The following is a 12290-nucleotide window of genomic DNA, read 5'->3' as shown; positions in this document are numbered from 1 at the left end:
GCTTGCCCAGCCCCGCAGGCTGCCGATCTTGTGCAGATCCGTCCTGACGGCGCCTATCGCCTGCAATGTGGCCTTTTCCCGCGCTTCCGCACTGGCCTTGTTCTCGCCGTGCATCTGATGGAGATTGTTCGACAGGTTGCGATATTCGGCGCGGATTTCGGCAACGGATCTCTCAAGGATCGTCAGGCGCCGGTCATGGTCAGCGATCTGTTCGCTCGGCATGGCATCACTCAGGGCGCTCATGTCGCCTCCAATAAAAAAGCCGCCCGGTGAGGGGCGGCTGAACAGTCATGAAAAACAGCGAGGCGCTGTCAGAAGAATGAATAGCTTTCCGTCTTCATCGCCTCCCTGATGCGGTCGGCAATAACGGGCGCCACCAGGGCATGTCCTGCAAGGAAAGGGTGTCTTCCGTCCCCGGCTGTATAGACGCCACGGCCATAGGTGATCCGCTTCGACAGGGATTCGCCAATATCGATGAACACGACGCGGCGGTCTGCCGGGTTGGCCGCCTGATAGCGCGCAAAGGTATCCTGCATCATCTGAAGATAGATCGCGGGATAGGAGGACGGCACATGAAAGCCGAACGGCACAACAATGAAGATATAGGCTTCGGGCGCTGCCGCCCGTATCGCCGTCATGCAGCCATACATGGCCGCAGACAGATCCACGATGTTCGTGCCGCCACTCGCCCCGTTCGAGCAGTAATTGATCAGGACGAAATCCGGCGCCGTGCCCGTCGCACCGTAGGCGCTGATCTGCTGATTGGCATCGAGCAGAGACACACCCTGGTCGCACAGGTTCCAGCGGCTCCGAGCGGGGTCATATGTGCCGCCCGAGACCATGTAATAGGGCGGCACGGTTCCGTCGCTGTCGCCCGGTATCACGTAGTCGGAGAAGCAGGCCGCCGACATGCAGATGTCGATCCCCTTGCCACGCAGGGATGAGGCGAGCAGGCCGGAATAGTCATAGGGCCAGTAATCGGCACCGTTATTGGCCAATGCTCCTTCGGTGATGCTCGACCCGACCATCATGCCCCAGCGACCGAGCGCACGGGCCGGAGTTACCGCAGACTGGGGATCGATATAGGCGCCAAGCATCAGAACCGAATTGACCCCGCCATTCCATCGCCTGTTCTGGGGGGTGGAGACCACTTCGACACGAACGAGGTTGGTGGCGCTGGCCGTGAGACCGGGAACGGCAATGATGCCATTGGCGGCAATGCTGGCCGTCTCGATGCCGTTGACATAGAGATTGACGCGCGAGCCGCAGAGATAGGACCCAAGAGCCAGAACCGCCACAGGAGACGCCGAGGCCGCAATGGAGAACTCAAACCACGCGCCGCAATTCCAGGCGCGTCGAGACACCGAGCCGCCACGCCCGTTATCACCCGTCCAGTTGCCAGGCGAAAAGAGGAACGATGAGTCACTGACGCTGACCGGCTGAGAGGCTGCGCTGTAGTAATAGGTGTCGATCGACTGGACGAGCGTCAGGTTTGCCGCGCCGTTTGCAGAGGTCGAGCCCTCGTTCTGGAAGATCCCGATTGTGCCGACCTTGTTCTGCATGGCAGCGGTTGTATCGGTTACAGACAGGCTGGCGAGGGTCGCGCCGGTGCTGTCAACAACGCTGCCGGTGATCACGGTAGACCCGTTGCCCTGTATGCATTCCACGGTCAGCGTGACGACCTCACCGGCAACGAGGGAGCGTGTGTATCCCTTGTTGGTGCCGTTGAGGGAATTGCCCCCGGATACAAGGAAATAGCTCATCCCGTTGCCGGAACAGCTCATTTCGTATTCTGTGGCGCCTGAGGTGTTGAGATCGCTGCGCAGCACGATGAACGTGCCCATGGCGGTCGGGTTGTTGATGACGAGCCGTGCAGAGGCGCGCTGATTGACCGCGCCGTTATTGCTGAACGGGAATGAAAGCAGTCCGTTGTTTTTCGGCGTGGTGGCCTGAACCGATGCAAGCTGCCCCTGGGCATTGATCGACCAGATATTGCCACTGACGTCATACCAGCCATTCTGAAGCTGAGACCCGGCGGCGCCTGCGGAAACAGGGCCGGTGAAGGTCGTATGGGTTGCCGGAATCCAGGCCATGTCAGATCCCTCCGATAATGGTTGAAACGCCCGGAACGGACAGATAGCGGATCAGCGTCACGCGCCCTGCAGTCGTATCGACAGCAGGCACGTCGCCTGCCTTATAGGATACGCCCGTGGTCGGCAGCGTGACGGCGAGATTGGCGCCAATAACGATCACGGTAACCCATGTCGGGGCATTTGCCGGAAAGGTCGGCAGAGAGAGCGTTGCCGGGGCTGTGGGTGTCACGAGATAGATCGTGTTGCCAGCGGGCTGCGGCAGGGTGGTTGCCCCGGATGCCGAAACCCTGACGATCTGTTCGGGCGTTGCGAAAGACCCGAGCCAGTCTGACAATGCTCTGGCATTGCCGGTTGCCGGGTCTGTAACCGTGGCGCCCGAGACGTCGCCGCCGACTGATTCAAAGACGGGGTTGCCTGTGCCGGTCATTATCTGTTCCTTGTTTTGAGGGCGGGGATCGATCAGGCTGAGACCGCATAGGGGTTGACGGTCAGGACGCCACCATTGGACCAGGCGCCCGGATAAAAGACGCTGCCATCCGTCATGATGACGCTGCCATTGGACGAAAGTCCGCCCGGCAGGCCGTCTGCGGCGCCCATATAGACCCCGCCATTGACGGTCAGGCCATTCGGCAGCGCGCCGGTATTGGCAGGCAGCTTGCGCAGGATGCCCGTCTGATCGACGTAGAAATCCGAGAAAGCGAATGACCCCAGGCTTTCCGTCGCCTTCGCCGCCGCGTCGGCGATCGTGCCGAGGGTTGTCGAGCCATCAGTCCCGACCGGCGTTGACGCAGGCAGGCCACCTGGTGGCGTGAATTGTCGTGTGGTTTGAGTGGCTATGTCAGCCTCCTGAAAAAGTCGGGATGCCCGCGTTGTCGCTTAAGAGCGCATCCCCTGTCGGCACGATGGGCAGGCATGAAGCCAGTTTTGTGTCGTTACGTTGCCGATTACAGGTGGGGCGGCACGCTGGTGGGACGCGCTTGTAAACGCCGCGATTTCCGGTTTTGATTGCCGTCGCTCACCAGCCGCGATTTTGGGCAGAGGATTGAGCCGGCGACCACGCGCGGATTGCTGATCATCACTGCGTTTCCGCCGGAAAAATGGCGAGCAACAAAGGCTATTCCGGCAGGCCTTGGGGTTTGCCCGCGTCCGCCGAGACAGCATACAGGTGTTCCCGTCGTTCGCGCTCATACCTACAGCGGCCTCAATCGATCCTTGGACGATCCCGGTAAATCCGAGAGTAGAACTCGTGTCAGAGAGTCGCGCTCGCGGAGCCGGGCCATCTTTCAGTAGCCATGACAAGATGAGGAATCGAGCCCACTAATAAGCTCGGTTGTGGCATTGCGTCATTGCTTTGTCCCGTGACGACAGGGCATGGTTCGGCGTGAGCGATGCCTGCTCACGCCGCGTCAAAGACCTCAACCAGGTTTCAGTCGAGACCCCTATATTTGAGGGAGGAACCGACGAGCCGCCCAATCGCCTTCATGGCAGTGCCACCTAGTCACAGTTTCGACGAGACCGAGGTTATCTTCCCTGACGGTTTAACCATCATGAAGCCAAGGTGAGGAGTGTTGGCGCTTCGACTTGTTTCCAGGAGTATCGATTGCCAAGGAAAAAAAGTTGACGCCGCTCCACCATGGACGATCTGAAGAAATCGATATGCGATGGTAGGCATCGCGCTGTCGATAAAGCGCCTTCAACGATCTCCATCAATTCCTCTGGATTTCGGATTTGATGAATTGTTTCTCCGAGAGGGAGCGCACCCCTGATCTGTACAAATCGTTGGCACATGACCGCAGTCGGTGCGGGCAGTCCTAGGATCAACAGATTGATTAAAGTTCGTATAATGGCAATATGCCACAATCTCGAAAATGCGGCAATTGTTTTTTAAGGCAGGTGCTTACGGATGGTTATCTCTGCGAGCCAGTATGATTTGCGGTAGCGTGAGACGCCTCGTAGAGGTGGCCAGCAGATGGGAAACCACAAGCACTGCTTCCGCGGGACTTTAACTGGAGAAGCCCTCTGGAACGGGGATTTTTTGACAATTGGAAACGCAGATCTGCGGACGAGCCTTACAGAAATAACCTGTGTAACGGCATATCGCACCGCTGGAACCCGCAGAAGCAGAGTAACCCCGACCGTCCGATCGGACGCTCCGAAACCAAGGGAAGCATGGAGCTGCACGTTATCGGGGCACGAGAGGAAGCCATGCTCTGCCTCTCTGCGGAGAACTCTGAGGCAGAGGCGCCAGGCCGGTTATCCCGCAAGAACGGAATGAACCAGCGGCAGCCAGGACCACCCCCTTACTGCCATCTATTTGGGAACCTCTGACGCAGTTCAGCGCCTGGTGAGGCGTAGTGATCAGAGAGAAAAATTACCGCTTTCCCCTCCCGGTGATTTGCAACGTTTCAGGCGCAGATCACCGGGAGGAGTAATTGACCCTGGGTTCAGAAGTCGCTGGTCAACGTTGCCAGAGCGGCGAACGGAGAGGCGATCTTGTAGCTCGGAGCCGAGCCCGCGATCGTCTTGCCGAAGACGCCGGTTGTGGCGTTGGCGTTGGCCTGTGGCGACTGGATCCAGTTCAGATAGCGGTTATCGCTGATATTCTGCAGGTTCAGACGCAGAACCGGGCTTTTGAAGATGCTGACTTTCGGAAAGCGATAACCGAGCCCGATATTCATGCGCACATAGCCGGGAATGCTCTGGTCGTTCATGAATGTTGCATATTGGCGGGCGACATATTTCAGGTTGAAATTCGCAAAGCGCTTGCCGTCATCATAATCGAGGCCAAAGCCGACCTGCCAGTCAGGAGCCTGGGGCGCTTTCTTGCCTGCACTGCGTACATAATCCGCACCCGTACCCGACCCGGCAGGGATGTTGCTATCCGTCACAGCATGAAGATATTCGACCGAGACATAGGGGCGGACATTATGAAAGGGCCTTGTGCCGAATTCGGCGTCAAAGCCATCGGAATGCATGCCACCAGCATTGATATTGGTGGTGTAGAATGCGCCCGAGGCAGGGTCCTGAATAGATTGCGTATAAAGGCGATTGGTGAAGTTGTAGTGGAAATAGGTGAGGGCGGTCGAAATCAGATCGTCCTGATAACGCCAGCCTGCCTCTTCTGAAATCGAGATTTCAGCCTTCTGATCGGGGTTGGCAAGGGTGGAATAAAGACCGGTCTTCTGATTGAAGCTGCCGGAATCATAGAGCGCATAGTTCTGCGGCATACGGAAATTCGTCGAGACGGAAACGAAGACCTGGTTATGCTGATCGATCTTGTAGCGAACCGCGGCAGTCGGCAGAGCCTGATTGTAGTCTGTGGTCACATACTTGCTGCGCACATCAGGCAGATAGTTGGTGCCCGAGCGTTTGACGATCGAGTATTTCAACCCGGCATCAATGGTCAGTTTTCCATGCAGCAGCGTGAGGCTGTCACCAATGAATGGCGTATGCACCTGAGTCTGCGTCAGGGTGTTACGATACTGGGCCTTCGCACCATTGCTCAGCACGACGTTATTGTCATCGCCCCACTGGCTCAGCGGCGTGCCGTCGGCACCGACAAAACTGTAAGGCGCGGTCTGGCGCTGCTTGGCGTATTCGAACCAGTAACCGACCATCAGGCGATTGACGCCCGTCGTCAGGGTCAGCTTGGTAGTGGCACCCGGTCGATAGGTTTCGGTAAGCGACGGATTATAAAGAACCTGCATGCCCTTGCCGACGCCATTCACCGTTCCGGCAAGGGTCTGCTTGCCATAAACGAATTTGGACATGTCGGTATATTGGGCGCCGCCACCATTGCCATAACCATACCAGAAATACGGTGTTTCCGTGAGAACGAGATGATCGTTCAGTTTAAACGTCGACGGCATGGACGCATAAATATTGGTGAAGGGGTTCGGTCGCGTCTTGTAGTAATTAACCGAACCAGCCTTTGAGGGAACATAGTAGTTGGATTCATAAACCGTGTTCGGCGGGTCTGTGGGCGACAGACCGCTGGAGCCGACCGGATTGGTCATGCCGGTGCCCCATTTATCCCAGCTTGCCTTTGTCACGTTCGGATAGGCGTTGTTCTGGATATTATTGCCGACCACGGCCAGAGAAATGCGGTTGCCATCACCCCAGTCGTTCACGATCTTCATTTCGCCGTGCTTCTTGTTGTCCCAGCCGGGCCCGCGCCAATGGTCCTGGCGCCCCTGCGAATAGGAGAAATAGGCGCGCATATTGGTGGCACCGATGCGTCCCGTGTCGAAGCGCAGAAAACCGCGTGTCGCGTTGAAAGACCCGTAGGTGATGTCGACCATGCCGCCCATCTTGTTCTTGGGGTCAATCATGTACATGTCGACCACACCGCCCGATGAACTGATATGGGGGCTGTCGAGATCAGCTGAACCCTGCGCCAGACGCACGGTCTTCAGGTTTTCAGCATCGACGATTTCCTGCGGGTAGACAGCGAAATTGCCGATATCGTTGATCGGAAAGCCTTCGAGCGTAAAGCCCATCTGGGATTCCGTCAGACCGCGTACCGACATATTGCCGCCTGTCATGCCCAGCGGATCGGTATCAGACACATTGGCACCCGGCAGAAGGGCAATCAGCTGCATCGGGTTGAGGGCCGGGTTCTGTTTCGCGATGAAATCACGCGTAATGGCAGAGACCGATTTCGGGCTGTCGGAAGGCGTCATCAAACCGCCACCGAAGGCGCGGCGCGTAACGCCATCGCCGTAATTATGCCCGGTCACTTCAATGCGCTCATCGGTCGGTGCCGTTGCACCCAGCATAGACGGTGCTGTCGATGCGGCTTCCGCGCGTCGTGGCGTGGTGCTCTGCCCGTTGTGACGCGTCGGCGTCGGCACCACGGTATGGGCAGGTTCCTGAGCCCGTGCGTCGGGCAGCAATGATGCCATCAGAGCTGTGGTGCCACAGAGGAGCGCCATGCGAGAGAACATTGTGTCGATCTTCCAAACCGAGAATCAGAATTCAGCAACGATCCGTTACAATTCCGCACGACCACGATCCGGAAAGAGGGGGTGAAGCCTCGTTCAGGGCAGTGCGAAACCATGACATTAGTCACTGTTGGGCATTGTTTACGGCTTAAGATATGACAGCGATGTGAAAACCTGACGTGGTTCGTTTCGATCCTGACGACTATGCCAGAAAAGCCACAATTGACACATTTCGTCACGTAGCTGTCGATAGACTGGCTTCAGATGCCCGTCGCAGGCGGCACGACAAGCCGCTGCCTTCGGTCAGACAGGGACTGGTTCCATCCCTGTATCGGACGAAGGATCGCTCAAGGGAGGACGTGAGTCGAAGGGCAGGTCATTTGCCGTCATGGCAAGCATGGCAAGAGCCATTTCGCGCTCACCCATGATGACATGATCGGCGCCAAGCTCCTTGAGATGCTCGACGGCGCTGTCGAAATGGGCACGGGCGATGACCATAAGGCCAGGATTGATCGCCTTGGCCTGCGCGATGATCTGACCGGCTTCGAACGGCTCGGGAATGGCAACCATCAGCAGTCGTGCCTTATCGAGGGCCATGGCCTTGAGGGTGCGCGCCTCGGCGGCATTGCCAACCAGAAGTTCGATTGTGCTGCTGGCCGTAAAGTTGTCGGCCAGTTTTCCTGTCTCGACCACCAGCACAGGCCAGCCATTCTGAACAAGACCTTCGACAACAAGACGACCGACGCGGCCACAGCCCACCACAACGGCATGGTTTTCGAGCTGGGTAGGCGTCGGCGGCGGCAACAGAATGCCCGCCTCGTCCTGCGAGGGCAGTGCTGGCGCGGTTGTATGCCGTGTGATCCAGGCTTCGATCCGCTGCGTCGCCATGAGAATGAATGGATTGATGAGGATCGACAGGATCGACGCCCCCAGAATCAGATCCTGCGCGCGTGCGTCGAGCACCCCCATTTTCATGCCCAGCGCTGCAAGAATGAATGAGAACTCGCCAATCTGGGCCAGCCCGCTGGCAATGAAGAGCGTGGTATTCCAGGGCTGACGCAGCAGCCTCAGAATGGCAATGACCGCGAGCGGTGTACCAACGAGAATGACCAGAAAGGTCAGAAGCAGCGGCAAAGGCTGTCTGATCAGGACCAGCGGGTTGAACAACATGCCAACGGAGATGAAAAACAGCACGGCAAAGGCGTCACGCAGCGGGAGTGTTTCCGCAGCCGCCCGATGAGAGAGTTCGGATTCGCTGAGCACCATGCCAGCGACGAATGCCCCAAGCGCGAAACTGACATCGAACCACTCAGTGGCGATAAACGCGACACCAAGCGCCAGGGCCAGCAGGGCAAGGCGAAAAAGCTCGCGTGATCCGGTATGGGCCACGTAGTGCAGAATGGCCGGGATCACCCGGCGCCCGACCACCAGCATCAGCGCCATGAAAGCAGCAACCTTGCCCAGCGTCAGAGCAATGGTGAGGGCAAGGCCGGGAATATTGATGGGCTCATGGGCGCCGCTTTTCATCAGAGGCGCAAAAATAGGCAACAGGACGAGGGCCAGCACCGTCACCAGATCCTGAATGATCAGCCAACCCACTGACAATCTGCCGCGTTCGGTCTCGATCAGACGCTGTTCCTGCAATGTGCGCAGAAGAACAACCGTACTTGCGACGCTCAGTGCAATGCCGAAAATGAGGCAGGCGCCAGCGGACATACCCAGAAGCCACGCGCTGCCTGCTCCGATTGCGACCGAGGCCACGACCTGCAGCAGAGCCCCCGGCACGGCGATGGCCCTGACCGCTATCAGGTCCTTGAGCGAGAAATGAAGCCCAACCCCGAACATGAGCAGAATGATGCCAATTTCCGAGAGTTCCGACGCCAGAGGCTGATCGGCGACGAAGCCCGGGGTGAAGGGGCCGACCGCAATGCCCGCCAGCAGATAGCCCACCAGCGGCGAAATGCGTATGCGCTGGGCAATAGTGCCCAGAATAAAGGCCAACCCGAGACCGATTACCAGAATACCGATCAGGGGCGTGTCATGACTCATAGGAAACCGGGATCCCGCAATGGCGATGGAAATTGGACTATTCCGCGAACAATCTGCGATCGAGGGCGGTTTTGCAATCGGTCGAGGCGTGAAAGCTGCTTCTGTCGACAGGATTGGCAGGTCGTAAAGCGCCTGATTAGGCTGCAGAACCCTCACGATTACTCATTCCGGCCTCCAGACTTGCGCCTCTTTTTCTGATTCTTCTCAGAAAAATTGCTAACGGGCAGGGCAGGAGGCGGGTTTCGAGCCGGCATTGCGTATCACGCAAGGTTCAACCCGCGATGAATCTCATGGCGGGGTGAAGGCGGCTCCTCTCAATCGAGCTTCTGCATGCGTCGTGCTGCGCGTTCATGATCGCGCAGCACGGTTTCCAGCCCGCTCTGGCAGGGCTGACCTTCCGAGACAAGAATACGGCCATTGACGATGGTGTACCACGCGGTCGCCGGTGCGCATCGAAGTAGAGCCTCTACCGGGTCGCTCAGCGCACCGGCACGCGACACAGCGGGTAGTTGCCATACCACAAGATCAGCGCAGGCTCCCTTACGCAGATGGCCAATCTCATCCTCCCATCCAAGGCAGGCGGCACCTCCTCGTGTCGCCATGTCGAGTGCGTCTCGTGCCGTCATGGAATGCGGGCCATTGCGATAACGCCCCAGAAGCAAAGCCATACGGGCCTCAAGCCAGAGCGACGCGTGATCGGTCGACGCCGAGCCATCGCAGCCCAGACCGACCTTTATCCCCCGTCGACGCAGATCCATCGCGTCAGCCGAGCCACCGCCAATCATCATGTTCGAGCAGGGGCATTGAGCGGCGCAGACGCCTTTATGGGCGAGACGGTCAATCTCGTCGCCTGTCGGATAGATGTAATGCGCCACCCAGGAGCGATGGCTGGCCCAGCCTGAGCGCTCGAAATATTCGGTTGGGGTGCAGCCATAGACCTCGCGGCAGTAAACGTCCTCGTCGTGATCCTCGGCGAGATGGGTATGAAGACGCACGTCATGACGCTCTGCCATGAGGGCGCTCTCCTTCATGATCGTTTCCGACACGCTGAAGAGGGAACATGGAGCGAGGGCGACACGGGTCATGGCGCCCGGATTGGGATCGTGGAAAAGGCCGATAAGGCGCTCGCTGTCTTCAAGGATGACGTCTTCGCTCTGCACCACGCTGTCGGGGGGCAGTCCGCCATCCTTGACCGACCGCGTCATGGAGCCGCGCGTGGCGTGGAAACGAAATCCGATATCTCTTGCCGCCCTGATCTGCGCGTCGATCAGTCTGGGGCGGGGATGGACATAGTGATGATCCATCGATGTCGTGCAGCCGCCAAGCAGCAATTCCGTCATGGCAACATAGGAGGAGAGATAGACACTCTCTTCATCCAGTGTTGCCCATAACGGGTACAGACCCTGAAGCCACTCGAAAAGCGTGCCGTTGACCACCGGGGCATAGGCGCGGGTGAGATTCTGGTACATGTGGTGGTGGGCGTTCACCATGCCTGGTGTCACCAGCCGCCCTCCGGCAGAAAGAACACGGGCGGCCTGAGGCGCGGGCGTGGTCATGGCGCCATAGCCGGCGACACGACCGTTTTCGAGATGGATCCAGCCGTTGGGAATTTCCAGGCCGCGATCGAGGTAGAGGCAGGCATAGGTAACAAGCAGGGAGGTGGACATGGAAAACGCCTTTCGACTGAAAGAGTGAGTTATCCGCGCTGACCCTGTTCCGGGCTTGCGGCCACCCGGATCGTCATCTTATCCAAAAGAACGGGCTTGAAAAAACTTATAGGTGCCCCTGCCAGAAGTTGCGCTGGAGAGCGGCTGCTTCTTCTTCAAGCAGCGGGCCGATCACCTCGGTTGCGGTCTGACCGGCAGCAAATACCTGCCGACAGGGCAGATCAAGGGTCGGGTTTTCGGGGTGTGCGCCGGTCATTGCCTTCAGATGCGCCTCGGAGTGGCCGTAGACCACACGCCCTATTCCCGCCCAGTAGATGGCACCCGCGCACATGGCGCAAGGCTCGGCCGAGCTGTAGAGTGTGAAGCCATGCAGGCGGTCCGGTGAGAAAGATTTACTCGCTCGGCTGGCCAGAAGACGCTCGGCATGGGCCGTCATGTCATGGCCCTCGGCGCTGTAACCATTGCCCTGGCTCATCACGAGCACGCCCTGATCATCTACCAGAACCGCACCGAAGGGATGATCACCCGCAAGGCGCGACTGGTCGGCAACCTCGAAGGCCTTGCGCAGAAAGACGAGATCGGCCTCTTTCGCTATCGAGGTCATGATGCTGTCTCCAGTCCGGTGGGTGAGGGGTGGCTCGATCGGGCAGAGGCGCCTGGACCCGCGCCGAAAGTGACCCCCTGCGCCTTGAGCCAGCGACGATAGGCGACAGAAGACCGATCAGCCAGTGTCGGGATTTCGCTTGCCGCGTCGAGCGGCATGGCCACAGGACGCTGGTTTTCGAGAATGACCCGGTCCTGCAGGAAGATCATCTGCTGAAACTCGACCAAAGCATCATGGCTGGAGTCATTGTCGAGCAGGAACATGACAGGATGCGCGCGGCAGGTTCCGGCCGTCATGGGCTGAACGAACAGCGCAATGACATCCTTGCGCTCCGGATCGTCGGGGCTGGTCTTGTAAAGCAGCGTCGAAAACGGCGCAGCGATGCGATAGACGTAATCCGTCATCAGCCCGCCTTCGGCAGAAAGCGCCGCCTGAGGCTGAAAGAAGCGGCATTCTGTTGCCCAGATCTCGCGGCCCTCAGCCCGTGTTTCGACCGTATAGCGCTCGACTTCCGTATGAGGCTCGGCCCCGAGGATGTCGGTATGGACAAAAGGGAAATGCGCCATGTCCAGAAAGTTCTCGACGACACGCAAGCCCGACGCCTTGACCGCAATCGAGCCGCAGCAGACGAGATTTCTGTCTGCTTCATCCGCTTCGGGAATACAGGGTATCAGGTCGTCAGAGCCGCACTCCGTATCAAGCGTGGTCCAGAGAAGGCCATAGACGGCGCGGCTTGAAAGCAGTCGATCGCCACTAAAGGCTTCGGTATGGCCATGTTCGTCCAGCCTATAGCGAACAGCCTGGCCCAGTAGGCAGGTCTCGATGAAGGTGGATGTCAGGTTTTCGACCACGCCGAGAGGATACCACTGTCGTGTCAAGACCGGATCGGCGCTTTGTGACCCGTGCATCCTGCCGATCCTTCCATTCGTTGCGT

General features: G+C 58.5%; 9 protein-coding genes. All 9 read right to left on the bottom strand.

The genetic code is table 11. The features are described 5' to 3' along the window. Positions 1-243: hypothetical protein (locus tag AA105894_RS11315; protein ID WP_267311813.1), on the bottom strand; the 243-nt coding region annotated here is incomplete at its 3' end. A gap of 68 nt (positions 244-311) precedes the next feature. After that, a complete protein-coding gene (locus tag AA105894_RS11310; protein WP_267311812.1) occupies positions 312-2093 on the bottom strand; it encodes an SGNH/GDSL hydrolase family protein in 1782 nt (593 codons plus the stop codon). A 1-nt stretch (position 2094) separates the two neighbouring features. Further along, the gene (locus AA105894_RS11305; protein ID WP_267311811.1) at positions 2095-2520 is read right to left on the bottom strand and encodes a hypothetical protein; all 426 of its coding nucleotides are present in this window, start codon (positions 2518-2520) and stop codon (positions 2095-2097) included. Positions 2521-2552: 32 nt separating this feature from the next. Continuing rightward, positions 2553-2690, bottom strand: a complete 138-nt coding sequence (locus tag AA105894_RS11300; RefSeq protein ID WP_267311810.1) for a hypothetical protein — start codon at positions 2688-2690, stop codon at positions 2553-2555. A 1847-nt stretch (positions 2691-4537) separates the two neighbouring features. After that, positions 4538-7039, bottom strand: coding sequence for a TonB-dependent receptor (locus AA105894_RS11295; protein WP_267311809.1), 2502 nt, complete (start codon positions 7037-7039; stop codon positions 4538-4540). Positions 7040-7339: 300 nt separating this feature from the next. Continuing rightward, positions 7340-9085: a YbaL family putative K(+) efflux transporter gene (gene ybaL / locus AA105894_RS11290; RefSeq protein WP_267311808.1), complete on the bottom strand. Its 1746-nt coding sequence runs from the start codon at positions 9083-9085 to the stop codon at positions 7340-7342. A gap of 314 nt (positions 9086-9399) precedes the next feature. Beyond that, entirely contained in the window at positions 9400-10752 is a 1353-nt protein-coding gene (locus AA105894_RS11285; RefSeq protein WP_267311807.1) for an 8-oxoguanine deaminase, read from the bottom strand. Between the two features lie 106 nt (positions 10753-10858). Next, on the bottom strand, positions 10859-11356 hold the full coding sequence (locus AA105894_RS11280; RefSeq protein ID WP_267311806.1) for a nucleoside deaminase: 498 nt from the start codon (positions 11354-11356) through the stop codon (positions 10859-10861). Then, entirely contained in the window at positions 11353-12264 is a 912-nt protein-coding gene (locus tag AA105894_RS11275; RefSeq protein WP_267311805.1) for an aromatic ring-hydroxylating oxygenase subunit alpha, read from the bottom strand. The genes AA105894_RS11280 and AA105894_RS11275 overlap by 4 nt, the downstream gene beginning before the upstream one ends. Positions 12265-12290 lie beyond the last annotated feature (26 nt).

Source organism: Asaia spathodeae NBRC 105894 (genome assembly GCF_025994195.1).
Classification (GTDB): domain Bacteria; phylum Pseudomonadota; class Alphaproteobacteria; order Acetobacterales; family Acetobacteraceae; genus Asaia; species Asaia siamensis.
The sequence above is the reverse complement of the archived record's forward strand: the minus strand, read 5'-3'. Positions and strand labels throughout refer to the sequence as shown.